Below are 25,738 nucleotides of genomic sequence, written 5' to 3'. Positions count from 1 at the left end.
GAGTACGAATTATGTCTTTTGCCCAACGATTAGCGACTTTAATTGGCGAAGAGAGCATCAGTGGTTTTGCTCGACGCGTCGATGTTTCTGAGGCGATGATTCGGAAATATCTGAAAGGCAGTGAACCAAGTTTAAGCAAAGCCAACCAAATCGCGATGCGTGCAAACTGTTCTTTAGAATGGTTAGCTACAGGTTGCGGTTATCTCTATCGCCAAGCAGAAGTAGTAGATATTGCCGCTTACAAGCTGGCGTTCCAATATGTCATGAATGGAACGATCTCTCAGGTTGAAGAAGCACAACATCGCAAACTGATTGCTGGTTATCAGTACTTACGCGCACACAAAAAGTCAGATGGTTTTCTTGACGAATCGGCTATGGCGACGTTTCTTGCCCTACATAATGAATCTAAAGGCGAATGATGGTTAACTCTAGCATCTCACCATCACTCGTTAAATTAGCCTTAACTTTTGGCAACGATGCTTCAAATTCTTGAGCCCGTAGCCAATCGAGTGTTCTAGGTGCGTCTTGAGGATATTGATTCATAAGCAATACGACGTCCCTATCTACCGATTCAGGCGATTGCTGTTGCAGTGCTTCACGTACATCATAATGCTCGTCCCCTATACCAAGCGCACTTACCACAAAACCGTCTTTTCTCAAATTCAGAATAAGATCACTCAACGTTTGCGCGTCATATGCCGCTAAAAACGATAAAGTCATGCTCTGATTTCTTAAGGTTAGCTCACCATAAAGCGCTATATTGTAATAATAAAACTCATCTAAACACATGACCGTCATTTGATTGAAGGCATCACATTCATACCATTCACCACCTTGCTTTATCACTTCTCTTACCTCTGTCAACGGCTTATCGGACAACAATGCCTGCCACCAAAAGCCGTTCGCAAATGAAACATGAGTGTGGAAAAAAACAATGAGTGAAAAGCAAGTGACAGCAGATAAGGAAAGACGCGACATGATTGAGTTTTCTGTTCTTCAGTGAGGTTGAGACTCGAAGATCATTACGGTTTGAAAGAAAAATGACAAGGTCATAGGTCGAAGTTTGGCAACAAAAAAGCGGACCTTCTAGCCCGCATCAATCTTGTATAAAGCCTGAATAGCGTAATCCCTCACGCTGAGAACCATTACAAAATACAAGATATCACACCCTTTATATTAATCAACACTCCATACTGTATTTTAGACAATACAGAAATTTAGTAGCAGGCATTAAAAAGGCGCACTTTTGCGTGCGCCTCTGCCTCGTGACTCAATCGTGAGTATGCGAATCGGGAAGTCTATTGATGCATCCCGAACAAATAACGAGGAATTTCTGTAGGGTTTGAATCCATCCAAATTGTGTGTAAAACCTCACATCCCTCCTTCTGAAGCAGTCATGTTGCTTTACACTTAAAGCATGGTTCATTTTGCTCAGAAAACAAGGCGACCCAATAAAAAAATGTCGTCATATATGGGATCAATAGCACAATATTTATCAATATTTGGACAAAGGAGACTTGAACCGCTCAATAGTGGAAAGCTAAATTGCATCTTTATTGATTAGGTCTAGACTCTCGTCAGCGTATAATTTCTTTCGTCCCTTCCAACTTTATTTTCAGGAGAATCTGTTAATGACCAAACGCGAGAGAATTGTTAAATCTGTGTTAGCGCACGTACCGAAAGATGCGATTAACCAGTTTGTCTCTCGAGGGTCAACGCCAACATCATTTTCCGTCCTCTTTATGGCCGCAATCGTTGGTACGTTAGCAGGTCTTGTCGGCACCTACTTCGAAATTGCCGTTCACTTTGTTTCAGAAACTCGTACCGAGTGGTTAAAAAGCGAAATCGGTAGCGTACTGCCTTTGTGGCTTGCTGCCATTCTAATCAGTGCAACCTTGGCATTTATCGGTTACTACCTTGTTCACCGTTTTGCGCCTGAAGCATCTGGCTCAGGTATTCCTGAGATCGAAGGTGCCATGGATAACATTCGCCCTGTACGTTGGTGGCGTGTTATTCCAGTGAAGTTCTTTGGCGGTATGGGTGCGCTTGGTTCAGGTATGGTTTTAGGTCGCGAAGGTCCTACTGTACAAATGGGTGGTGCCGTTGGTCGCATGGTCACTGACATCTTCCGTATTAAAGACGACGATACACGCCACTCATTATTAGCCTCTGGTGCTGCTGGTGGCTTGGCTGCTGCCTTTAACGCGCCATTAGCAGGCATTATGTTTGTGGTTGAGGAAATGCGCCCTCAATTTCGCTACTCGTTGATTTCTATCCGAGCGGTGATCATTTCAGCGATCATGGCAAACATTGTATTTCGCGCCATCAATGGCCAAGCCGCTGTTATCACCATGCCGCAGTATCAATCGCCAGAGTTACAATCACTGTGGCTATTCCTACTGCTTGGTTCTCTATTCGGTGTATTTGGTGTCATCTTCAACAAACTGGTGACTATCGCACAAGACAGCTTTGTTGCTCTACACAAGAACGACCGTAAACGCTACCTAATCACAGGGACCGTCTTGGGTGGTGTGTTTGGCTTGCTACTGCTTTATGTTCCTCAACTTACTGGCGGTGGTATTGGTTTGATTCCGGACATTACCAACGGTAACTACTCAATCTCGATCTTAGTAATGCTGTTTGTTGGTCGTGTTATCACAACCTTACTCTGTTTTGGTTCAGGTGCTCCAGGCGGTATCTTCGCACCAATGTTGGCGCTGGGTACGCTATTTGGCTACGCGTTTGGCGCAAGCGCAGACATGTTATTACCTTCTCTCACAATTGAACCTGGCGTGTTTGCCATTGCCGGTATGGGAGCGTTATTCGCAGCGACAGTGCGCGCTCCAATCACTGGCATCTTGCTGGTTATCGAGATGACAAATAACTACTACTTAATTCTGCCTCTCATCATTACTAGCTTAGGTGCGGTAATCGTAGCGCAGTTACTTGGCGGGCAACCGATTTACAGCCAGTTGCTACATCGTACGCTTAAAAATGACAAGCTACGTCAGCAAGACCTACCGGAAAACCAAGCCTAACTTAATATCGGCTCCAAATTATCTTCCACATAAGATGTTAGTTTGGAGCCAGTAATTCTGCGTTTTTACATCTCTCTACAAAATTTCCCTACCAAACTCACAAAATTCCCATTCTCTGATATTTACTTATAATATTTAAGGGTAACGACTGATGAATATTGTTAGTATTCTCGCCTCAAATTAGAGTGATTCATCCAATCTCGGAGTAGTTTTGAACTGGAGAAGACTTGTACAGTTTTACAGTGTCCCGCCTTCGCAAGCGGCTTTGGCACTGGGTATGATCGGGCTTGGACAAGCTTGGGCTTTATACATTCCTGACATTGGCGAACCGATAAGACCATTTCTTGCTGCACTTGGTGCATTGCTCCTCACTCCAGTTCTCTTAAAATACGCCACCAGCCCTCGTCTGTTTATGGCGGATATCAAACACCCGCTGAGTGGTAGTTTAATGGCACCGATGAGCATGGCCTTACTCGTACTGTGTGACTACCTAGCGGCAGTAGCGCCACTTATTGCTTATCCATTGTGGTTTGTGGCGGTCTTACTTCACTTTACGATGATGATGTTGTTCTTTGGTTTCCAGATCATGAACTTCAAGATGTCGAACATCGTGCCAAGTTGGTTCTTATATCCTGTTGGTTTGATCAGCTCTTCCCTTGCTGGCTCTCAATTCGGCCATAATGTATTTTCTGAAACCTTGGCGATGATGTGTATTGGCATTTACTTCTTCATGTTGCCATTAGTGTTATATCGATTGGTGTTCTTTGGTTCTCTTCCGCGTCGCGCACGCCCAACATTGGCGATCATGGCAGCTCCGGTGAACTTGTCTTTAGCGGCGTACTTGGTCAACTTTGGCGAACCAGACCCAATTCTGACAGGCGCATTAGCAGGCATCGCCATCACCATGACGTTGTTGATTTACCTGTGTTATTTCCGTTTGATGCGCTTGAAGTTCCAGCCGTCTATTGCTGCAGTAACCTTCCCTTCTGTTGTTAGTGCTATTGCGATGCATCGCCTCACCACCTTTTTTGCTGAGTCACATCCCCACTGGCATTGGTTGCATGATTTTGGATTCCTAGAGTTAAGCATTGCGACGGTACTTGTCGTTTGGGTTTCTGCTGGTTATGTAAAAATGTACTGGCCAGAACTGATAAGAACGCCTTCAAAACAAACATAAAAAAACGACCTCATTGCGAGGTCGTTTTCTTTTGTTCTTAGCAAGCTCATGCCCGATAAACATTACTCAATACAGATAGGCCGATGTATTGAGTTAGCCGATAAACTTGGCCATAAAGTTGCTGATATTGGTCATGCTTGATGCCGCCATCACCACGACAATCGCAACACCTGTCAGCGTTAAATAGGCTGGGTGTTTGTAGTCACCTACGATGTCTTTTCTGCGTGTCGCCACCAACACCATACCCAATACGATTGGCAGAATAATGCTGTTAACAAGGCCAGCCAGCATTAGCAGCAGAATCGGCATGTTCATCGTAACAGTGCCAAGCGATGTGATAATAATGAAACCGACACACCATGCTTTCTCGTTGCGAGCCACAACTGGGAACAGTGTTTTGATAAGGGAAATCGCCATGTACGAGTTACCCACAACCGAGGTAATCGAAGCAACAAACAACACCAAACCAAAGATAAAGTAGCCTACCTCACCCGCACCTTGACGGAACGCGTCTGCGGCTGGGTTTGCAGAGTCCAAAGTCGCGCCTGTTGCAATCACACCGAACACTGCCATAAACAACAGGATGCGAATCACCACGGCAATTGAAATACCGGCCCATGCTGCTGTTTTGATAGCGGGTACGTTCTCTTTACCTTGCAAGCCGATGTCAACCAATCGCTGTGCGCCTGTGTAATAGCCACCGACTGCGCCACCAACGATCGTTAGCGTCGGTAATAGCAGGCTGCCAACATCAGTAGGCATTATTGCTGCGCTCAAGGTCTCCCCCATTGGCGGTAAACTGGTCATCGCAACGTACGCAATTAAGATGATCATAAACAAGCCAAGGTAGCGTGCCATTTGGTCCATGCGCTTAGAAGCGTTGTGCACCACAAACAGAAAACAACCAACTACGCCTGTGAAGAGAGCACCCCAAGTTGTATCCACCCCCGTCAGTACGTTAATACCGAGCGCAGAGCCACTTACGTTACCGAAGTTAAATGCAACCGCGCCAAGAGCCAGAAGAATGCCCACCACGTAGCCCATACCCGGTGCTACTTTGTTGGCAATGTCTTGAATGCGCATACCAGACACACCTACGATGCGCCATAAGTTCATCACAATACCAAAGGTGATAAACATGGAAGCGAATACAGGGAATGCCATGTCGATTTTGTAGATATTGGTGAAGACCGCTGTTTGGGTTAAAAAGCCAGGTCCCACAGACGTGGTCGCCATTAAAAACGCGACACTAAGAATTGCTTTCTTTTGCCAACTGTTTTCCGATGCTTGAATAGAAGCTGGAGCAGCCGGGTTGATGGTGGTTTGTGTGGTCATGCCAAATCTCAATTTTGTTGCCTTTCTACTATTAGAAAACAGAAAGACAACTGACCGAGATCAGCTGAGCTTGAAGAATCAAATTGGGCAGAACGAATAGAGAAGTGAAACCTTCGCAACCGTTTGCTGGGCGCGGATATTAAGTCTATCGCCTGTGACTGTCAACACAGAAATCGATAAATGATTTTTGTCGTATTCATTCTCAAATCATTATTTATTTCAGGCAGATACAAAAAAGGATGGCGTTTGCCATCCTCTTAGAATAGTGCTTTGTTACTTAGCGTAAACCGTGCAGAAACTCGGCACGCGTTGCTGGGTTGCTTTTGAAGATGCCACCCAATGCTGTTGTTGTCGTTTCGCTGGTTGCATCCATCACACCACGAGATTTCACGCAGTAGTGTGTTGCGTCGATCGTCACTGCCACATCATCGGACTCAAGCAACGTTTGAAGTGCAACAAGAATCTGCTGTGTCATACGCTCTTGTACTTGTGGACGCTGGGCAAAGAAGCGAACGATACGGTTGATCTTTGATAAGCCAATGATCTTGCCACGTGGAATGTAAGCCACAGCAGCCTTGCCATCAATGGTCACAAGGTGGTGTTCACACGTGCTAGTCACAGTGATGTCTTTCACGCGAACCATTTCGCTCACGTTCATCTTGTTTTCAATCACTGTAATTTTAGGGAAATTGGTGTAATCCAGACCTGAGAAGATCTCATCCACGTACATCTTCGCAATGCGATGCGGGGTTTCTTCCAGGCTATCGTCGGTAAGGTCAAGTTGAAGTAGACCTAAGATCTCACGCATGTGGTGTTCGATCTTCTCTTTCTTCTCTTCACGACTTACGTTGTTTGGACGCATTGGCGTTTCCAAACCGCGTTGCTCTAGCGCTTCTTTTACTAACTTCGCTGACTCGCTAAGACCTGACATTCCACTTCCTCTTTTGTTACTTCCGCTTTAATACAAACCCAACCAAAATTGCATTCATATTTTTCGCTTTGAGCTGCTCAGTTCGTGTCTTTACACCAAGGCACATCAAATGAAGTTACTGAGCTGATTTTATTGACCTCCACAAGGATTTTACCCCTTTTGGATGGCTGACAAGGATACTCGGATTTTTGAATAATTACACCCATATTTTATAGGTGGACATTCTTACTCAGTCCCCTTTTTATGGTAAAGTTGCCACAAAACAAAAGAACACAGGATTTTCTCAATGGGCTGCTGCGACGCACCTGGCTTGATGCCAATTGAAGAAGCGATGGACAAAATGCTATCGCGAATCAAACCTATCCAAACAACGCTTTCTCTTCCACTTGCTGACGCACTCGGTTTTGTACTGGCAGAAGACATCTTGTCTCCTATTCACGTACCGCCATTCGATAACTCAGCAATGGATGGCTACGCTATTCGCATTCAAGATCTTGAGTCATCTTCTGTATTGCCTCTGGCAGGTAAATCATTTGCAGGACAACCTTTTGAAGGTGAATGGCCTCAAGGTACCTGTGTTCGCATCATGACTGGCGCAAAAATCCCACAGGGTTGTGATGCCGTTATCATGCAAGAAAACACAGAAGTAACGGATGCTGGCATTCAATTCAACCAAACTGACGTGAAGCCGCAAAACAACATCCGCCCAACAGGTGACGACATCAAGCAAGGCGACATCGTACTGGCAAAAGGTGCGCGTTTGACACCTCGCGATATTCCGATGATTGCGTCTCTTGGTTTAAGCCATGTGACAGTAGTACGTAAGCCAAAAGTTGCTTTCTTCTCTACAGGTGATGAGCTTAAACCACTGGGCGAACCGCTAGACAAAGGCCAAATCTACGACAGCAACCGTTACGGTATTAAACCGCTTATCGAGAACTTCGGTTGTGAAGCGGTTGATCTCGGCATCATTCCAGATTGCCCAGAGACTCTAAAAGCGACCTTTGAGCAAGCGCAAACATTGGCAGATGTGGTCGTGACCTCAGGCGGTGTTAGTGTGGGCGAAGCGGATTACACCAAAGACATTCTTGAAGAGCTTGGTGAAATCGGTTTCTGGAAGCTAGCAATCAAGCCGGGTAAACCTTTCGCGTTTGGTAAGCTGAGTACAGCTTGGTTCTGTGGTCTGCCGGGTAACCCGGTTTCTGCAGTTCTTACTATGTACGTGCTTGTTCAACCAATGCTGGCAAAACTTGCAGGCCATACAGAATGGAAAGCACCCGAGTCTATTCCAGCAACAACCAAAACCGCCTTTAAGAAAGCGCCAGGTCGTACCGATTACCAACGTGGTATCTACACATTGGAAGATGGCAAGTTTGTCGTTGAAACAACGGGTAACCAAAGCTCTGGTGCATTCCGCTCAATGAGCCTAGCCAACTGTTTTGTTGTCTTGGAACGTGAACGCGGCCGAGTTGAAGTGGGCGAAACGGTTCAGATTCAACTATTCAACTCAACCCTTTACTAGGAAGTCGTTGTGGATATTCTTTCCGATCAGGAAATGCTGCGTTACAACCGCCAAATCATTCTTCGTCAGTTTGACTTTGATGGACAAGAAGCACTCAAACAAGCATCGGTATTGATGCTTGGTGCTGGCGGTTTAGGCTGTGCATCAAGCCAATATTTGGCGACTGCTGGTGTCGGTAAAATCACGCTGATTGATGATGATATCGTCGAGTTGTCTAACCTTCAGCGCCAAGTGCTACACCACGATGCAGATATTGGTCGTAAGAAGGTAGAATCGGCGGCCGATGCACTACGTGAGCTTAACCCGCACATTATCGTAGATACCATTGCAAAACGTCTTGATGATACCGCGTTAGAGAGCCTGATTAAGCAGCACACTATTGTTGTCGATGCATCAGATAACGTCGAGACGCGTAATCAACTTAATCGCCTATGTTTTGCTACCAAAACACCGCTAATTTCTGGCGCGGCCATTCGTATGGAAGGCCAAGTGAGTGTGTTTACTTACGATGATCCAGCACAACCATGTTACCAGTGCTTAAGTGCCCTCTTCGGTAGCGGTGCGTTAAGTTGTGTCGAAGCCGGAATCATGGCTCCTGTTGTTGGTATTGTTGGCGCAGTACAAGCGATGGAGGCGATCAAAGTGATTGCTGATTACGGCCAACCAAAGAAAGGCAAAATTCTGATTTTGGACGCGCTCAGCATGTCTTGGCGAGAAATGAATCTGATGAAAATGCCAAGCTGCCCTGTATGTAGCTAAACCATTCAATGCAACATTGATTAGCCCGCTCATTGCGGGTTAATTTTTATCGCCCTAAAACGAAAAAGCCGCCCGAGGAAGGGCGGAAAAGTCAGCGTAGGCACTGAACAAAAGGAGCGTTAAGGATTAAATTTGACTACGTTAGGCTCACCTCATTCATTGGGCTGCTTTCATATTCATTTCGTAGGTCTATCCCTGTCCGATATTCAACAATGTCTTCTATTGTCAAAACTGGCATCTCATGACGTTTTGCAAAAGCAATGGTTTCAGGAAGCTTTGCCATAGTGCCGTCTGAGTTGGTCAGTTCGCATAGCACACCGGATGGAACAAGGTTAGCAAGATACATTAAGTCAATCGTCCCTTCAGTATGCCCTCGACGAGTCAATACACCATTGGTTTTGGCAACCAAAGGAAACACGTGCCCAGGCCTTGCAAGATCATCTGGTTGAGCGTCAAAGTAGATCGCTGTTTTTACCGTTGTCACACGGTCTTTTGCTGATACACCGGTTGTCACACCTTGTTTCGCCTCAATAGACACCGTAAAAGCTGTTTGGTTTTTACTTCGGTTATCTTCGACCATAGGAGGCAATTCCAGCCAGTTCGCTCGTTCTTGAGTTAAGCATAGACACACAATACCACTGCACTCTCTTATCATTAACGCCATTTGTTGATCAGTAAGGTGCTGCGCTGAAAAAATGAGGTCACCTTCGTTTTCTCGGTTCTCATCATCCATTAACAAAATACCGTTTCCATTTTTCAATGCCTCAATCGCCCTTTCGACTCTTTGCAGCGGATTACCAAACTCTTCTAAAAGTGATGTAGAACTCATGATTTCTTCTCCTTGAAACTTGTTATAAGTAAGCGAATGCGTCAGCGTATAGTTGGTCGAGTTCCGCGCCTCTTTCCTTACAAAACCAATTTCGAGCGACTTCCACCATCTTCCCAGGACCACATAAGTAGATATCGAACTCAGATAGATTGCGAAAATCATTCATCACGCAATCGAGCACTTGTCCATGCTTTGCATATTGAGGTGAATTTGAAACTTCAGTAATAGGGACATAGCTGACATTTTTGTTTTCTAGCGCAATATCAACGAGCTCATCATGCACGTAGAGATTGTCCATGTCCTTTGCTCCCCAATAGACATAGATCGGTTGGGTAAACCCGCGCTGCAGACTGTTTCTTAAAATGCTCAGCGTGTATGACATGCCCGTCCCACCAGCCACAAGTAACAGTGGTTTTACACTTTGGCTTCGCAGCCAAGCTTCGCCTCTTGCTTCACTCACTTCTAACTTTTTACCGCTGAACCAAGCATTAGTCAGCTCTTCCATTACGAGAATATTCTTATTGCGCAGTTCTGAGCCTCCAATATGAAGTTCCAGAAACCCACCTTCAGACGGGCAAGAGGCGATAGAAAACGGCAGGCTGCCGAAGCTTAAGCTGACGTTAATGTATTGGCCTGCTTTAAAATCAAAAGGTTGGTCCGGTTTTAAAACCACACGGAAGATACAGCTAGTCAGTGGTTCTATCTTTTCTATCGTACATAACATGGCATTTATTCCTTCACGTCCTTCACTGTAATGGCTTGAGACAGGCTAAGTGCACATCCCTTTAGCCCTCTCGTATTAACTCGTCTGACGATCTCAACCGTTGTGCCAGGCCTGTCACCCTGCTCTTCTCTTACAATTCCGATATCATCAGTGACCAAAAAACAAGGGTAGCTCACCGCTGATGCATCCATATAACTCATTAGGCCCGGCTCTCCATTAGGCACGGGTTTGAGCGTAATAGGGTTCAACGCTCTAGCGAACACCCAAGGAGGCACTCTCTTTTTATGTTCGTTGTCTTCAAAAAAGCAGGTATTTAGCTCCACTTGGTTGAAGGTATCTCGGATCTGCTGCGTGCTATCTAAGCCAAAAGTGTCTAGCAGAAGCTGATTAAAGGCCTCTCGGTCGAGTGATTGGTCTTGGTGCTTCTTCCAGCCCCCACCGGTAATAATATAGAGCTCACTGCCACCATTGAAATCCTGCCCTTGTTCACGCATGAAGTGGCAAAGCAAGTAGATAAAATAAGGAGGACCAATAAGACAGATTGTCTTACCCTTTTCTTTAATCCGCGCCATATTTGCTAACGTGGCTTCGAAATCGATTTCATCTTCGCTCACCGTAAAAGCCGTCGGATAGAGCAGCTCCACCAAGCTCATCACGTATTTAAACCAAATATTATTGGCGTTAAAACGGTCAGGGCCTAAGTTGACCAGTTCCATTTGATGATCGAACCAGTCACCGACATAGTTCATACCGAAATTGACCGAACCAAGCAGGCGCTCTATGCTCAGTCGGTCTCTAGCAACCACACTTTTTATTCCACTGGTACCACTGCTTGTGAATCGATTTTCAACGTCAGTGTCATCAATCGTAAGCAACGTTCTTAGTTTAAAAATTGAAGTTGGGAAAACGGGAATATCATTAAGGTCAGAGATATCGCTTGTCACGCCTAATGATTGACAAAAATGGCGATATTCCTCGTTATTCTGGTAATGATGTCGGTACGCCTCTGTGACGAGGCGAGAAGTCAATTGCTTTTGTTGCTGCAAAGACCACTGCTGCGGTGTACCCATAAAAATCAAGTCATCGATTTCTGTGCTTGCCGCGATATTTTCCTGCTTGACCGCTAAAAGTACGTCCATATAAATGCCTATATAAATAAGCGCGATTGCGCATAGAGATGGAGAAAGGGGCGTCAGTGTAGCCCCTTTATGCGTTGGTATGATCTTAAGCGTGGTATTTCACTATATTGGCATTCACTACATCGATGACCGCTCTTTGCTGCGTCTTATCTACGATTGACTCAAATGACATCAATACATCAGAAGCACCACAGCATTCGATTGCGATACGTGCTGCTTGTGTACTTTCTTCATAAGTACCAATTGCATTTTCAGACAACAATTCGGACATTTTTGTGGAGAAGTCACTATTTGGGTAAGATTCGCGAACATACTCTGCTAAGTACTCATGCGTTTCTGCTCTTGCTTTGTCACCATCAGGATTCTGGTTGACTAAAAGAGTCAGCTTATGACGTACGCTCGCAATATCCACACCGTGTTCGTTTGCAATATCGTTGTAAAGCATCGCGTATTCTTGGCGTAGTGCATTGGAGTCATCCCACTTAAACACAAGGGCGAGACCTCGCTTCGCTGCCCATTCAACCACTTCTTTACTTGTGGCATTCACAAACTGAGCGGGACCGCCTTCGGTATAAGCATGTGGATTTACAGAAATTTTTGGGAAACTGAAAAAATCGTTGTCTGGGTGGCAATAACCCGTTGAAAAAGCATCATTGATGATTTCATAACATGCTTCAAACACCTTAAATTGCGCATCGGTCGGACGATTGAAGAAACGCATATCAGTACTTTTTTCGCAATCACTAAATCCAAAAACAAAGCGCCCTTCACTCATTTGATCAAGCAAGCAAGCCTCTTCGGCAACGCGGACAGGATGATGAGTGGTGATGACATGATTCAAAGAAGCGACTTTGAGATGTTGAGTCATACCAAGTAAAAAACCCGCAACCGTCAACGGTGCCCCAACGGCTCCATAGTTCGAAAAATGATTTTCATACACAGCAACAGTATCAAAGCTAAGCTGGTCGGCGTAATGAGCGGTATCTAACATCTCTTCAATGACTTGGTCTGAAGAGCGTTTTGAGTTCAAAAAATTGAGGAAGAATAATCCAAATTTCATGTCCCTTTCCTTATCGAAAATAATTATTACTGTTTCTCTTTGAGGTATGGCATCACATCAGATTGAAAGAGCTTCATAGATGCGATGATTTCTTCTTCTGAACCGTTAGCTTCAAAGCCGCAGCAAATGTTGTTGATGCCCGTAGCATCAATATCCTGCTGGATAATTGCGATGCATTCTTCAGGCGTGCCTACTGGATTGATTTCGTAGCTGTAATCAATACGACGATTCGTGTCTTTATGACCTTTCAAAACAAAATCGCGCCATTGGCCTTTGTTAAAGTCGTACCCTTTGGTCTGATTGGAGTCGTCAAAAATGGTGGTGGCATTCACGTAAGAGTCATACCAATGGCCAAGGAAGTTTCGGCAAATGTCTTTGGCTTTCTCTGAGTCATGATCAACCGAAGTAATGTAAGACAGGCAGTGGTCAATTTGGGTAACGTCGTAGCCATGCTCCGCCGCGATTTCATTGTAAAGATCGAGCTGGGCTTTCTTTTCATGCGTGTTGATGATCCAACTTAAAATCATCGGTAGACCGCGTTGTGCTGCCCATTCCGTTGTCGATGCTGACTCTGCTACCACATAAACTGGAGCTCCGCCTTTAGTATGTGCTGCTGGATTCAGTTGGACTCTGGGAAACTTGATATGCTCGTTGTCTGCCGCCATGTAGCCTTCGTTAAAACCTTCCTTCATCAAGTCATACCAACAATCCATCAACGCACGGCTGTTATCCATGTCAGTACCAAATACACGAAAGTCTTTATCGTACAACCCGCGACAAATACCAAAGCGGAATCGCCCTTTCGACATTTGATCAAGCAAGTTCACGTCTTCAGCTTGTCGAACAGGATGTGCCGTTGGTAATACAATCGCAGCGGTACCAACATTAAGGTTTTGAGTCGCACCAAGTAAGTGCGCGGCAGCCACATATGGGTTACCTAATAACCCGAACTCGGTAAAATGATGCTCTAGTAGCCAAACGGTATCGAAACCACAACCTTCAGAGGCTTTGCCAAGATTAACCAATCGCTTCATCACTTCTGTCTGATCTAACTCAGGTGGTTGGTAAGTGAGAAGGAAATTTCCAAATTTCATAACGTTTCCTTATTTATTGGTGTAACGGGTAAGCGTTAAGCCATTTCTGGCGAGCGACTTTCGATTTCTGCTTTTAGACGGCGCTCATTGACCGTCGCGATGGTGAGCTGCTCGAAGTCAGGCTCGACAAAATCAACATCGATTTCTAAACGACCGCCATCCATCGCGATCGCGGCTTTCGTCACGGATTGATAAAAGTTGCGGAGGACGACTAAGTTCTCACCTAAGTCGTGGGAGCTCCCAAGCAGGGAGTACAGTTTGCAATTGCCACTACTGATCTTTCCGAGCATACCGTACACTTCCTCTTGCTCTACCCAATCATCGTTGTTGGCAGTAAAAGCAATTAACGGAACGGACGTATTGGCCACCTTGGCAAGCGTAGATTCCAATGTATCCCAGTGATGTTCAAAACAATCTCGAACAAACACTTCAGAGCCAAGCTTGTGCCCTTCGAAATCAAGATCGTTTGGCAGCTCATCGATAGGTAAGCTGAGATAATCAAACCCAAGTGCTTTTTCCAGCGTGTCACGCAGATTAACGACACCAACAGCAGTAATGAGGAAAGACAGTTCAAGATCAGCAATGACCTCATACGCCACACGAGCTGACAAACTTGCCGCAATGAGGCCGATGTTCGACATGCCCTTTTGTTGCAGCCAGTGATAGACCGTGCATAAACTGTTTTTTCCGGTGGTCATCGTAAACTCATCGATGGTACCTGAACTCAAACCGACATGGTGAAGTGAGTCATAACGGAAAACATGGAACCCATTTTCAGACAAGTATTCTGCGAGACCTGCGAAATGATCCATTCTTCTGGCAAACCCAGAAGCAATAAGAATGGTATTATTTTTTTGGGGCACACTTTCATTCGGTAGTGTTTCCCAGACATGAATTTCCTGACCATTATTCACGCTCAGCACGTGAGAAATAGTCTTGCATTGGTTTTTCATTATAAATTTCCTTATTTAAGGGACGAAAACCAAGAACTTATCTTCTTCAAGAAATCGGGTTTGCTCTATTTCTACAGATACATCCTTGGTGGTGAAACTATATGGCCTTTCATGAGACACAAATCGAACTAAACGTTGTAGTGGTCGCATCGCATCATGTGCGCCGCCTGCTCTAAATATATTGTTCATTCCGGATTCAACTATTCGCTCAACACCTTTTTGAGCAAATATATCTCGGTATCTAATTGATGCATCCCAAGGGTAAAACGAAATTGTTTGAGTTTTATGCTTAGCGATATAATCAACAACATCTTCAACCTTGTTTATTTTGTGAATATAAACACAACGACTTAAAGGATGGTTATATTCAACACCAGCGTCTGATTCTATAATCATCCACTTATTATCTGGTTCCGATATAACATTGAGACCTGAGAATTGACACTCCAGCCGAGTAAAGGAAAATAAAGCCTCTTCATCAAAGCTTTGCTTGGACTTAGGGAGTATATTTTCATAAAGACATAGTTTTTCTACTAACTTATCTTTAAAAGCTTCGTAGTTATTCCCACAAAAATATATATTTTGAGTAGAGAAGCAAGCATTTTGGTCATAAAAGCAAATATCATGAGCGACGCCGGAAGCGGCCTCATCTAAGTTGGTCGGTTCATCTAAAATGGTAAAACTTTTTTTAGGACCAAACTTCAAAACATCAATGTGTGAAGGCGAATGCTTAACGGCCCAATCAATTGCATCCTGCCCGCCCCAAGCAACAACTGCATCCATATGACTAATTAGCTCTTCCGCAATTGTCGTATCTGCCTTATGGGGCCAATAGACGACGGAGAGTGACTTAGAAATAGGGTGTTCTGGGTTCACATCAATGAAGCTCATTGCTAGCGCATGGGCAGTAAACGGATCAGAAGCCGACATTCGAACGATACATTGATTCTTGGTCAAGATGCCGCGCAATATCGATGTCACACCAGAGAGAGGGACATTACCCGCAAGCAAATGCATGACTCGTCCTTTCGGAAAGGCTTTTACATAGCACTCTCCTTGAGGCAACCATTCATCCTGAATATGAGCAGACCCAAGTTCTGTATTAATAATGTCGTACAAGGCACTTTTAGAGCAGAGAATCATCGCGATCCAATTTGCCTCTAACTTCGCCATTTGTGGTGAGTAACCTAAATAAGTAATTAGAGTCCTAATATATGCCCTTCTTCTTGAATATTCTTCATTCTTCCAACGTTGACCTACTGTATAAAGAAAATTGATAATATTATTTACATTTAGATCACTCAAAAAGTCATAATGAAGTATTTGTGACAAAATTTCATGATTTAGAGAATCTATCTTTACTTTTTTTTCTTCAAAAGTGATCTCATAACCTTTTCCTTCAGTAGAAACTATTTGACCATTTATAATCAATGGCAAGTGTTTTTCCATATCAAAAGCTCTCCTTCTAATTTGGAAAAACATTAGTTCTTAGAATTTGAGATTGAAAGAACTTTCATGTCAAAATACAAATAATATTACATCAATCAAACTAATTAGATTTTATATAAACTGATGGCATTATAGTTTATATTGATTATAGTTATTCATAACATTTAAATAGGTTATAAATTTCAGTTATTTCTACTGTTAGACTCATCAAATATTTGATAATGATAACCATTAACTCATGCATAAATACAACATACTTTAATTAGAATCTTTTCTTGTAAAGCAACCTAGGCCAAGTTAGCTCAGGCGCTTAAACAAAAGCACATATGCAAAATATGCAAAACAATGCATAAGCTATAAAATTAGATACACAAAATCACACCATACACACCACAAAGACCATGTATTAAAAAGGGGTTTAGGTGGTAAGTTTGTTCAAAGTTACCTCGCCACGCATTAAAACCTAAACTTAAGCATCGCTACATTTAACGATTGCCCCAGAGTGGTTTTAAATTTTCAGAAATCGACATCAATTAAATTTTCATTTTGACTTTCAGATTAGAAATTGCAAAAAGCGGAAAACTTAATTATTACATATCAACAACTTAAAAGTTGGCACATTCCTTTCATTGCATATATCACGAACCAATGAGAGGGCGAATTATGAAAAGGACATCACTACTACTTGGGTCTCTAATAGCGAGCGCTTATGCACAAGCGGCGCCATTTGACACATGCCCAAGCAAAGCGTACCTATTCCAATCAACCCCGGTTCAAATCTATGGCGTCAATTTGGTTACAGGTTCTACGACTCTTTTAGAGGACGACACAGGTTTGGCTTCGGGCATTAACGGTGTAGGCTTTAACTTCACTGACCGTTATATCTACGGCTACGACACCACAAATAAAAAGATTGTTCGTCTTGGTCAAGACTTCCAAGCAGAGACGCTTGATGTTTCTGGTCTTCCTACCGACCACACGTTTTACGTAGGTGACGTTTACAACCACGTCTACTACTTGTACCGCAAAGGCAAAGGACTTTTCTCCATTGACCTTTCTCCGCTCGATTCTGATCCAAATGCGACATTGAGCATCGTGAAAATTAGTTCAACAGCGACGGTGAACCTAACCGACTTTGCATTCCATCCAGGCGACGGTTCCCTTTACGGCATCGACAATAATTCTGGAGTGCTGTACCAGTTCAACCCATCGAATGGTAATACGACTGCGATAGGTGATACAGGCGAGTTAGGCACATTTGGTGCTGGCTACTTTGATGTAAACGGCAACTACTACGTGTCACGTAACCAAGATGGCAAAATCTATCGTGTTGACCTTTCGGAAGGCAACGCAGCCAATATCGCAGCGGGCATTGTTCCTGCGGTCGAATTTGTTTCTAACGGCCCAAGTTCAAGCCAAAATGACGGTGCTCGATGTGCCAATGCGCCTGTGATTGACGAAGACGATCCGATCGACTTTGGTGACGCACCGGACACTTACAGTACAACGCTTGCTTCAAATGGTCCACGTCACGAAGTCGATGACGTTACTTGGCTCGGGTCTGTTGGTCCAGACGGTGATTCTGATGGGCAAGCAGACGACAACGCAGTTGGTGCTGCCGATGAAGATGGCGTTGGTTTTGTTGCAGCACTCGATCCTGGTTTGAGCTCCGTTGTCGAAGTAACCGCATCAACAACAGGCTATCTATCCGCTTGGTTTGACTGGAACCGCGATGGCGACTTTGATGATGATGGCGAGCAAGTCTTCACCAATGAGCTTCTCGCGGCGGGTAGCAACTCCCTTCCATTTGTTGTTTCTACCGCTGCGACCGCCGGTTCAAGCTGGAGTCGTTTCCGTTTTAGTCAACAAACTGACCTTAACTATGATGGTGGTTCAACATCAGGCGAGGTGGAAGATCACCCAATCACAATAACGGCTAATGGTTACGCTGTGGAGCACTTCCCAGCAGTAGACGATTACGCATCCGTTGCTTATGAAGACAACTGGCCATATACAGCGGACTATGACATGAATGATGTCGTTGTTGACCTACAAATCACAGAAACCACGTTGGCTGGTCATGTCGAAAACATCAAAATCTCGGGCAAATTGGTCGCTTACGGTGCCACCTATAAAAATGGCTTTGCTATTCGATTACCTGGTGTATCACGAAGCAGTATCGAAACCTCATTGACAACACTGACATTTGATGGTGTTGAGCAAGCGTCAAACGGACTGGAAAGCATCTCTGATGAAGCAATATTTATCATTGGTGAAGACATGAGTGTTCACGCCGCCAGCAGCGGTGGATGTACTTTCTTTAGAACCGAATCTGACTGTGATACCAATACTGCACTGTTGGATTTTACCCTCAACATCTACTTTACAGAAGGTTCTGATCGCTCTGCGATAACCGATATGCCATACGACCCGTTCATCTTTGCAACACCAAATACTTACCATGGCGACGGCATTACTTTCCAACCAGGTCGTAAATGGGAAGTGCACTTACCTGGACAAGCACCAACTGAGCAATTCGATACATCCTTGTATGGTCGAGGTGTCGATGCAAGTTTGAATGGCTCAAACAACTACTTCAAAACAGCAACTTACCTTCCTTGGGCTCTACTTATTGTAGAAGACTGGGAGTGGCCTTTAGAACGAATTGACATGGTTGAAGCCTACCCTGCATTCCAAACTTGGGCTGAGTCTGGAGGTACAGAGAGCGAGACCTGGCACCAATCACCAACAGCCGACAAGTGCTACAACCGTCCATAGGGAGATAATATTATGAAATACTTAACCACAATCATTATGGGATTAGCACTAACGGCATGTGGCGGTGGCGGCGGTGGTGGAGGCGGTGGTAGCAGCGACGATGATAGTTCAACACCACCACCAGCACCACCTCCAACAACAGTGACGGTTCCGGAAGAAGAGACCACCATGCAGGATTTAGTGGTACCAGAAGGCTTCAACTACAACCCAGTGAAAGAAGGCACACTTAGTGTCGATATCAGTGGTTTCTCTTCTCAACGTGCGCATTTAAGCTTGTATAAGGACTTCCAAGAAGACAGCGCAGGTAACTACAAAGCCAGTTACCCCAGCAAAGTGGCTTCTATACCCTTGAGCAATGGCCAAGCAGATTTTGATTTCAATATCTCTGACAGCCAAGGTGATTTACTGGTCGAGATTTGGTTTTACGATGGCACTGACCCAATTCGACGAGTTATTTCCACCAGTGATACGAGCTTAACGTTGTAGTCTCTGACCAAACCGAAAGGTAATAACGGTACGAACAACAAGCTTTACCGCATAATTGTCCATACTTTAACTTAAAAATCGCATCGTTCTTTTGAACATGCGATTTTTTTATTGTAAAACAGAAGGATTACTGAAGATGCGGGAAAACACGTTGGACAACCCCAAAACCTACATTTTTGTCTTTTCAGGTACCATACTGCTGTTAGTTTTTGTGCTTTGGTTAACATCATCAGAGAAAAACCAAACCGTCACTACAACGGTGATAAGTAATACATTAACTCAATCGCTTGACGGACAACGCCGATACTTAACCATCGATTTACCTGAACAAGGTCAAGCACCTATCTCGGTCCCTGTAACGGTAAATTGCCCAGTAGGTTCAACGGTGACATTCAACCAAACCACAGGTTCTCTCTTCGAGCAGCCGCTCACATTTTTGAAATGCGAATAAGCCTATTCTGCTCATTTATACAACGGCTTCATGCCATGGTAAGGAAGCACAAAACATGCAAGCACTGATTACTGTCAATGAATTACAACCACTCTTAGATAAACCAAACCTTAAGCTCTTAGATGCGAGCATTGCTTTTCAAATTCCATCCGAAACAAAGAAAATTCAGAACCAATGGATTTCTGGTACGCAGCGTTTTGATTATGACAATAACTTTTGTTTACCGAATTCCCCCCTTCCCCACATGATGCCAACGGAAGCTGACTTCAATAACCGCGCACAACAGTTGGGGCTGAATAACGATGATCTCATCGTGATCTATGACAACTCAGGCACGCTAGCAGCACCAAGAGCATGGTGGATGTTAAAAGCAATGGGGCATAACAATGTTAGTGTTTTGAATGGCGGTTTACCCGCTTGGATTGACGCGGGTTTCCCCGTCGTAGACACACTTGTACAACCCAAAGAGCTAGGTAATTTTTCTGGCAAATTGGATGAAAAGGCATTTTTAGATGCCCAAGCGGTTCTTAGCCACTCAAATCACCAAAGTGCAAATATTATTGATGCTCGTTCCAAGGCTCGTTTTTTAGGTGAAGTGCCAGAACCTCGAGAAGGTCTACGCAGTGGGCACATTCCGCATGCGGTTTGCTTGCCGTTTCAAGAACTATTAACGGACGGTCACATTAAGCCAAATTCAGAGTTGCAACAGATATTTAGCGAACTAACAATAAATAATGATAAATCAATCATTTTCAGTTGTGGTTCTGGTGTCACTGCGTGCATTTTGTTACTAGCAGCGTATCAACTAGGCATGCAAAAACTATCGATTTATGACGGGTCATGGACAGAATGGGGCGCAGACCAATCCCTACCTATCGAGTGCTAATTTAGGAGCTATCAAAATAATATGATCGGATTAAAGAAGAACATTTGGACGCTGTACATAACGCTTTTCGCAATTAGCGTCGGTTTGTTTTCTTTATTTGGTCATTATCACTACGAATCCACCCTCGATAAATACAAAGACAAGCAGCTCTTACAATTGGAGCTATTTGCTTCATCGGTCGATTCACTCTTTAAAGCACAAGAAACCCTTCTTGAAGTTGTCGGTCATCAGCTTGTTGAGCAAAATGACTTCACGCGCACCGCCTCTCTTCAGATGCGTCCGCTGCTAGACAATCTTATGAGTATCCACCCAGCAATCGCTGCATTTGGTTTAACAAACCCTCAAGGAGATTACCTTGCAATAAGCTCCAACTTAGATTTGCAAAAACTAAAGAACCTCAATCAAAATCCGCAAACCAAAGACACATTCATTGCCGCACTTGAATCTAATCATATGGTCGTTGGACGCACGTATTTTATGCCTGCTCTCGATTCATTGGTGATCCCAATTAGAAAAGCAATTCGTGATAAACAGGGACGAGTCACTGCTGTAATGACGGCAGGCTTCAAAATGAATTCTTCCTTGGTCTTTAGAAATGATATTCATGCCAACGAGCACAATCGCGTTTCCCTAGTACGTGAAGATGGCTACTTAACGTTTACATCCGCAGAGCAGGCGACGGTTTACAGTTATAACCATCCTGCTGATGGCCATAAAAAATCAATCGTTTTTGAGCAAGTAGACAAAAAATATGGCTGGAGCCGAAATACTGTCAAATCACTAGCGAGCGCGGTAAATATTGTTGCAGATGACCCTAGAATCAATCAACTCGTGACGTTAAAGTATTTGCCTGACTATAAACTTTGGGCTTCTTCATCTACTGATCTCAGATATATCCAAAGTGGATTCTTTGAGCAATTCGCTCTTTATTCCATCGTATTCATTTTCATTCAAGCTGGTTTTTATGCGCTCGTCCGCTCCATTGCGAACAACGAATTGGCGACGCGAGAGAAACTCTTATATCAAGCGCACCATGACCACCTCACTCTCCTGCCCAATCGTGAATATTTGCGAACCCACATCGGTCGCTGGCTAGGAGGGGCTTCCAACCCTTTTACTCTGATGTTTATTGATGTCGATAACTTTAAATCGGTCAACGACACACACGGCCATGAATTTGGCGACGAAGTGTTAAAACAAATCGCTCAGCGCCTAAAAACGTTTGAAGCGGAAGGACGATTGATTATCCGAGAAGCCAGTGATGAGTTCATCCTTCTTGTCAATCTCGTAGATAAAGCCAGCATCAATACGCTTGCTAGCGATCTCATCGCTTATCTATCCGAACCTTACATTGTTAAAGACAACCAATTCTTACTCAGTTGCAGCATTGGTATTGCACTTTACCCATCCCATGGCAACAACCTAGATGCACTGCTTCGCTCAGCCGATATTGCGATGTACCAAGCGAAAAAAGAGCGAAACACCTACAGCTTGTTTGACCAACAGATGCATGTAAAGCACTTGCACAAAATGCGCATCGAACAGCGTTTAAGACTAGCCATCGAGAGACAAAGCCTGTTTATGGTTTATCAGCCTCAACTGAACGTAAATGGGGAGGTTTATGGCGTGGAAGCGTTGATTCGCTGGCAAGACGAAGAGCTTGGTTTTGTACCACCCAATGAATTTATTCCTTTGGCCGAAAGCTCTGGTTTAATGGTTCGCCTGGGAGAGTTGATAATAGAAAAAAGCCTTATTGATATGGCGAGGTTGATGGCAACTTCACACCAACCGATTCAAATGTCGATCAACATATCGGTCAAGCAATTTATTCAGGTGAACTTCGTCGACAATCTCCTTGCATCGATTGAAAAACATGGTGTTGACCAAAATCGAATTACGTTGGAGATAACCGAAAACTTATTCATTGAGGATTTGGACAAGTTCGCACCGATTTGCGAACGCTTACACCAATTAGGCTTTAAAATTTCACTGGATGACTTCGGTACAGGTTACTCTTCTTTGAGTATGCTGAAAGCCCTTCCAATTGATGAGGTAAAGATTGATAAAAGCTTTGTCGATAACATCGAAGAGGATGAAAAAGCCCTCAACATGGTGCAAAACATCATCGCCATTGGTAAGAATTTTGGTATGAAGGTCTTAGCGGAAGGTGTAGAAACAAAGCAACAACGTGATCAGCTTGCTGTTTGTGGTTGCGACCTAATCCAAGGCTACTTCTATTCCAAACCACTGCTTTTTGAGGCGTTGATAGAATTTGCACAACAAAGCAGCAATGAAAAAGCCGTCGCAGAATAACAACGGCTTGTTTTCATTATTCCGCTAGTGTCATCGTAAACCAGCGAAAAAGATGCCTTAGAATGCTTACTTCTGCATTTCTTTATACATCACTTCGACGAGCTCACCTTTCGGATCGCCAGACAACTCCCAAGTAAAAATACCGCCGAGTTTTGCTTGTTTAGCCCAATCTGCTTTGGCTTTAATTGAACGCTGATCTTCAAACGAAATAAAAACTTTCTTATCTGGATTCCACAAATAAGGAGCTTGTGATTGCTCGTCATATTTGTATTCGTAACCTTGCTTAGCACTGTAGTTCTTCATCAAATCCCAGAACATGAAATAGCCATTCTCACCAGTACCAAACTGCGCACCTTGTTCTGAAACCAAATCCTGTGTTGGCAAATCACCGGAGAAGTCTTTAGTCCCTTGCCAGCCGCGTCCATAGAAAGCAGCACCAATCACCAACTTCTCACTAGGGATACCCAGTTCAATCATCTGGTTAATGAAAACATCTGCGCCCATGCCCCACCAGCTGCGTTCGGTAGCGTGCAAGTTAGTCGTATGTCCAGTTTGTTGGCCCCAACCACCTAGGAAGTCGTAAGTCATTGCGAACATATTCGTTAGGTAAGGTTGTGCCGCTTTCCAATCAATGCCTGCCGCTTTTGAACCAACGCCCACTGCCGTAGAAAGCTCATATTCGCGTTTTGTTTGTTTCGCTAATGCATCTAAGTCACCACGCATGGTTTTTACAAGATAAGTGAATGCATCACGTTCTAACGCTTTCTGCTCATCGGTCAGTTTGGTATCAGGGTTCCAAGGAGATGTGGTTAAACCGCCGCCACCTGGGTATTCCCAGTCAAGGTCGATCCCATCGAAGAAATCGTATTGAGCAATTAACTCGACGGCCGTTTTTGAGAACTGATCCATCGCTTGCTTGTTCTTCGCCATTGCGTGAAACGGTTCAGACATGGTCCAGCCACCAAAAGAAGGCAGAATTGTTAAATCAGGATATTGCTTCTTAAGCTCGGCGAGTTGAGCAAAATGCCCCTTGTAAGGCACTTTGACAGAAACTGGGCCAAAATCTTTCTCAAGCGCGGCTTCGGTATCAACAAGAATCGCGGTGTAAGGTTCTTTGCCTTCACATTGTTTGGCAACGAGCTTTTGAACCGTTTCCGACGCGCCAGTATGAGGACCACACATGCTTAAAAATGCGTAAATAATATGGGTAAGGTTGTCCGCTGGGATGTCTTTCACTGTGTATGGGTTATCAGCATTCGCGTATTGCCAATCAGCGAAGTAGCCTGCAACGACCTTTTGCTCAGCTTGAGCAACCCCAGTTAACCCCGTAAATAGTGCAGCTGCGAGAAGTGTTTTTTTCATGGTTTCCTCCAGAGTAATCAATTCCAAATTACTCCTGAGGAATATTTTTAACTTGCAAACGAAATCAGGCTGCGAGTGATCTATAAATCCTCGCAGCCTGATTACATAAGTTGCATATTATTTGTGCTAAACCTCTGATGCTTCGCTATCGTGCATTTGCTCATCTAAGTTCAAAACGGTAAGTGCGTTACTCACACTCGTCGCGATAACATCAATAACTCCAGTTCTCAGTGCTCCTAGTAGCGCAAGAGGTTTACTGTTTTCTGCAGCAATGGCGATGACTTCAGCAATGGGGCGGAATTCATCAATCCCTAAACCTATCACTCGATCGCTCATGACAGTGTTTGCCACGTTCCCATGAATATCAAAGAAATCATATCCAGCAAAGTCTCCGACAACACCTTGCATCAATCGTGATTGCACGACTTCATCTGGAGTAAACCAACCAAGGTCAACCATGTAACTGTTTTCACTCATATCACCGATGCCGACCAAAGCGACATCGGCTTTACGTGCAAGATCTAGCGTTTGTTTGACCGTCGCGTTTTGCATAAACGCAACTTTTTGCTCTCGGTTTTCTGCATAAGCTGGTGCGTACAAGGTTTCAGAAGTGCCACCGTATTTCTTCGCAAACTGTCGGCAAATATGGTCGGCGTTAAACATACCACCACGCGGGTGAATACCACCGATGCCACACACGAATTTACAATCTCGCGGGGTAATTACACCAACGTGATGTGCGACAGAAGACACGTTTCGCCCCTGCCCTACAGACACCACCATGCCATTTTTGAGCGTGCTGGTTAAATAGTTAGAAACCAAGCCCGAAACCTGCAATCGTTGTGCTTCTTCATTCGGCTGGTCGAGCGCAACCAATGCTCGCTTAACACCAAATCGTTCAATTAGACGTTGTTCAATTTTGGCACTAAATACTGGGTGATACTTTACGGTAATTTCGACAATGCCTTCATCACGTGCCTGCTTTAGCATTCGGCCAACTTTGGCACGTGAAATCGCGAATTTTTTTGATATTTCTTCTTGCGTCGCACCATCCTGATAATAAGCAACGGAGATCTCCGTCAACAAGTCTGTGCTTTCAATAGAAATATCTTGGTTAGAACTGCTCATGGTTTTCTCGCCCTTTTAGAGGATCGACATTGTATGCGGTAGTGAGCATCTGCTCATTGACTTAGCATATGTTACCTAGCAATTCTAACGTTACATTTGCTCACTGCAATAACATTTTCTCAGTAGCGATTTATCACTTTTAGATGGCTGTTCAAGCCTTGAACAATAAGGGCAAACGTTTAATTCGTTCAACGACTAAACATCCAAGAAAAAAACGTTGATGAAGTTCACTATAAGTCAGCTTCCCCGATTGACTTTCAGCATGGATAGGATAAATATGGACACATCATTTACTCAGCTACCGATCATATGTTCAGAGCAAAT

General features: G+C 44.2%; 22 protein-coding genes. 10 read left to right on the top strand and 12 right to left on the bottom strand.

Annotation, left to right across the window (positions count from 1 at the left end):
- Positions 1-11: 11 nt before the first annotated feature.
- Positions 12-419: a helix-turn-helix domain-containing protein gene (locus C1S73_RS21855; RefSeq protein ID WP_038873107.1), complete on the top strand. Its 408-nt coding sequence runs from the start codon at positions 12-14 to the stop codon at positions 417-419.
- Here C1S73_RS21855 and C1S73_RS21850 read toward each other — a convergent pair.
- Positions 406-846: a hypothetical protein gene (locus tag C1S73_RS21850; RefSeq protein ID WP_227740570.1), complete on the bottom strand. Its 441-nt coding sequence runs from the start codon at positions 844-846 to the stop codon at positions 406-408. The genes C1S73_RS21855 and C1S73_RS21850 overlap by 14 nt on opposite strands.
- A gap of 785 nt (positions 847-1,631) precedes the next feature.
- Here C1S73_RS21850 and clcA point away from each other — a divergent pair.
- Both clcA and C1S73_RS21840 read left to right on the top strand, forming a co-directional pair.
- Positions 1,632-3,038 carry a H(+)/Cl(-) exchange transporter ClcA gene (clcA, locus tag C1S73_RS21845; RefSeq protein WP_005435622.1) on the top strand — a complete coding sequence of 469 codons (1,407 nt, stop codon included), beginning with the start codon at positions 1,632-1,634 and terminating at the stop codon, positions 3,036-3,038.
- A gap of 211 nt (positions 3,039-3,249) precedes the next feature.
- Positions 3,250-4,215, top strand: coding sequence for a TDT family transporter (locus tag C1S73_RS21840; protein WP_038873103.1), 966 nt, complete (start codon positions 3,250-3,252; stop codon positions 4,213-4,215).
- A 93-nt stretch (positions 4,216-4,308) separates the two neighbouring features.
- Here C1S73_RS21840 and C1S73_RS21835 read toward each other — a convergent pair whose 3' ends face one another.
- Complete coding sequence (locus C1S73_RS21835) at positions 4,309-5,550, bottom strand: NRAMP family divalent metal transporter (RefSeq protein ID WP_038873101.1); 1,242 nt, start codon at positions 5,548-5,550, stop codon at positions 4,309-4,311.
- Positions 5,551-5,827: 277 nt separating this feature from the next.
- Positions 5,828-6,481: a GTP cyclohydrolase I FolE gene (gene folE, locus C1S73_RS21825; RefSeq protein WP_038873098.1), complete on the bottom strand. Its 654-nt coding sequence runs from the start codon at positions 6,479-6,481 to the stop codon at positions 5,828-5,830.
- Between the two features lie 286 nt (positions 6,482-6,767).
- Here folE and moeA point away from each other — a divergent pair, with 286 nt between their 5' ends.
- Positions 6,768-8,003, top strand: a complete 1,236-nt coding sequence (gene moeA, locus C1S73_RS21820; protein ID WP_038873096.1) for a molybdopterin molybdotransferase MoeA — start codon at positions 6,768-6,770, stop codon at positions 8,001-8,003.
- A 9-nt stretch (positions 8,004-8,012) separates the two neighbouring features.
- Complete coding sequence (moeB, locus tag C1S73_RS21815) at positions 8,013-8,762, top strand: molybdopterin-synthase adenylyltransferase MoeB (protein WP_038873094.1); 750 nt, start codon at positions 8,013-8,015, stop codon at positions 8,760-8,762.
- A gap of 136 nt (positions 8,763-8,898) precedes the next feature.
- Here moeB and ribB read toward each other — a convergent pair whose 3' ends face one another.
- From ribB to luxC, 7 genes are all read right to left on the bottom strand, one after another.
- The gene (gene ribB / locus C1S73_RS21810) at positions 8,899-9,591 is read right to left on the bottom strand and encodes a 3,4-dihydroxy-2-butanone-4-phosphate synthase (protein ID WP_038873092.1); all 693 of its coding nucleotides are present in this window, start codon (positions 9,589-9,591) and stop codon (positions 8,899-8,901) included.
- A gap of 22 nt (positions 9,592-9,613) precedes the next feature.
- Positions 9,614-10,315 carry a flavin mononucleotide reductase LuxG gene (gene luxG / locus C1S73_RS21805; RefSeq protein WP_038873089.1) on the bottom strand — a complete coding sequence of 234 codons (702 nt, stop codon included), beginning with the start codon at positions 10,313-10,315 and terminating at the stop codon, positions 9,614-9,616.
- Between the two features lie 5 nt (positions 10,316-10,320).
- Positions 10,321-11,454, bottom strand: coding sequence for a long-chain-fatty-acid--protein ligase LuxE (gene luxE / locus C1S73_RS21800; protein WP_038873086.1), 1,134 nt, complete (start codon positions 11,452-11,454; stop codon positions 10,321-10,323).
- Between the two features lie 85 nt (positions 11,455-11,539).
- Positions 11,540-12,514, bottom strand: a complete 975-nt coding sequence (gene luxB / locus C1S73_RS21795; RefSeq protein WP_038873083.1) for a luciferase subunit beta — start codon at positions 12,512-12,514, stop codon at positions 11,540-11,542.
- A gap of 26 nt (positions 12,515-12,540) precedes the next feature.
- Positions 12,541-13,608 carry a luciferase subunit alpha gene (luxA, locus tag C1S73_RS21790; protein WP_038873080.1) on the bottom strand — a complete coding sequence of 356 codons (1,068 nt, stop codon included), beginning with the start codon at positions 13,606-13,608 and terminating at the stop codon, positions 12,541-12,543.
- 35 nt (positions 13,609-13,643) lie between these two features.
- Positions 13,644-14,561 (bottom strand): acyl transferase, encoded by a 918-nt coding sequence (locus C1S73_RS21785; RefSeq protein WP_038873077.1) that lies wholly within the window; start codon positions 14,559-14,561, stop codon positions 13,644-13,646.
- 15 nt (positions 14,562-14,576) lie between these two features.
- Entirely contained in the window at positions 14,577-16,010 is a 1,434-nt protein-coding gene (gene luxC, locus C1S73_RS21780; protein WP_038873074.1) for a long-chain-fatty-acyl-CoA reductase LuxC, read from the bottom strand.
- Positions 16,011-16,673: 663 nt separating this feature from the next.
- Between luxC and C1S73_RS21775 the strand changes: the two genes are divergently transcribed.
- From C1S73_RS21775 to C1S73_RS21755, 5 genes are all read left to right on the top strand, one after another.
- Positions 16,674-18,788 carry an LruC domain-containing protein gene (locus C1S73_RS21775; RefSeq protein ID WP_095760577.1) on the top strand — a complete coding sequence of 705 codons (2,115 nt, stop codon included), beginning with the start codon at positions 16,674-16,676 and terminating at the stop codon, positions 18,786-18,788.
- 12 nt (positions 18,789-18,800) lie between these two features.
- Entirely contained in the window at positions 18,801-19,274 is a 474-nt protein-coding gene (locus C1S73_RS21770; RefSeq protein ID WP_038873789.1) for a hypothetical protein, read from the top strand.
- 151 nt (positions 19,275-19,425) lie between these two features.
- Positions 19,426-19,725 (top strand): hypothetical protein, encoded by a 300-nt coding sequence (locus C1S73_RS21765; protein ID WP_038873795.1) that lies wholly within the window; start codon positions 19,426-19,428, stop codon positions 19,723-19,725.
- Between the two features lie 55 nt (positions 19,726-19,780).
- Entirely contained in the window at positions 19,781-20,611 is an 831-nt protein-coding gene (locus C1S73_RS21760; RefSeq protein WP_038873786.1) for a sulfurtransferase, read from the top strand.
- A 21-nt stretch (positions 20,612-20,632) separates the two neighbouring features.
- Positions 20,633-22,924 (top strand): bifunctional diguanylate cyclase/phosphodiesterase, encoded by a 2,292-nt coding sequence (locus C1S73_RS21755; RefSeq protein ID WP_038873784.1) that lies wholly within the window; start codon positions 20,633-20,635, stop codon positions 22,922-22,924.
- A 66-nt stretch (positions 22,925-22,990) separates the two neighbouring features.
- Here C1S73_RS21755 and C1S73_RS21750 read toward each other — a convergent pair whose 3' ends face one another.
- A complete protein-coding gene (locus C1S73_RS21750) occupies positions 22,991-24,286 on the bottom strand; it encodes a glycoside hydrolase family 18 protein (protein ID WP_038873782.1) in 1,296 nt (431 codons plus the stop codon).
- 126 nt (positions 24,287-24,412) lie between these two features.
- Positions 24,413-25,414 (bottom strand): sugar-binding transcriptional regulator, encoded by a 1,002-nt coding sequence (locus C1S73_RS21745; RefSeq protein WP_038873779.1) that lies wholly within the window; start codon positions 25,412-25,414, stop codon positions 24,413-24,415.
- Between the last annotated feature and the right edge of the window lie 324 nt (positions 25,415-25,738).

Source organism: Vibrio jasicida 090810c, from assembly GCF_002887615.1.
GTDB lineage: Bacteria > Pseudomonadota > Gammaproteobacteria > Enterobacterales > Vibrionaceae > Vibrio > Vibrio jasicida.
The sequence above is the reverse complement of the archived record's forward strand: the minus strand, read 5'-3'. Positions and strand labels throughout refer to the sequence as shown.